The sequence below is a fragment of the Lentilactobacillus sp. Marseille-Q4993 genome, assembly GCF_951230165.1.
Classification (GTDB): Bacteria; Bacillota; Bacilli; order Lactobacillales; family Lactobacillaceae; genus Lentilactobacillus.
In genome coordinates this window covers 1-951 of record NZ_CATNVB010000075.1, presented here as the reverse complement: position 1 = coordinate 951, position 951 = coordinate 1, and the positions used below count along the sequence as shown (strand labels likewise).

The 951-nt window shown below is 41.4% G+C and carries 1 pseudogene; it reads right to left on the bottom strand.

The annotated features are described in order from the left end of the window. Nucleotides 1-155 precede the first annotated feature (155 nt). Nucleotides 156-908 (bottom strand): annotated as a pseudogene (mmuM, locus tag QOW94_RS11060) (homocysteine S-methyltransferase). Nucleotides 909-951 lie beyond the last annotated feature (43 nt).

Below are 951 nucleotides of genomic sequence, written 5' to 3'. Positions count from 1 at the left end.
TTGTTATGGCTTTAAAAATATGGCCCATTTATTCATCAGAATCAGATTGATTCATGATTAGACAAAAAAAGCATCACCTTTCGGCGATGCTTCAGAAACTTCATCAATACGATTTGACTAAGTTCCAAATTTATGCGAGATGTGTTTTTTTGTTATTAATTAATTATTTCCGCCACCTGCTCAATATTCTCCGGCGTCGTTCTACAACACCCACCAATTATAGTTGCTCCCGCTGCCAGCCACTTTGACGTCAATTCTGCAAACGTGGCGGCATCTGGATTTGGCGTCCACGTTTTAGTTGTCGGATTGTAAATATCACCATTATTTGGGTACACAATAATTGGTTTTTCAGTGCTACCTGCAACTGTTGTCACCGCATCCTAAATATTATTCATCGAAGTACAGTTGACTCCAATCGCACTAATCTGGGGATTATCCTCAAAAAACGCCACTGCTTCAGCTAACGGGGTTCCATCACAGAGGTGCTGGGGATCTTTGATACTGAACGTCAACCAAGCTGTCATTTCTGGAAATTCTTTCTTCAGCAGGTCAGCCAGTGACTTGGTTTCCTCAAAGTTAGGCTGGGTTTCAAATGCAAACATATCTGCCCCTGCCTCCGCTAACAGCTGCATTCTACGACGATGAAATCCTTGATATTCATGAGTTGTTAATGAGTAGTCACCAGTATATTCACTTCCGTCAGCCAAAAATGCCCCGTAAGGTCCCACACTCCCTGCCACAATTGGTTTCTTAGCTCGACTATCCCTTTCATCATCAGTTAAATTGCCGTAATAACTGGATTTTGCTTCAAGGGCTAATCTAACTGAGGCTGGGACATAAGTCCCAGCTAACGCAAAAAAACTTCGGAAATTAATTTTTCCGAAGCTTTTTTGAATTCTATGTAGCACAGAGAATTCAACTCTGCTATTCTTAAATCGACGAAAACCCAAG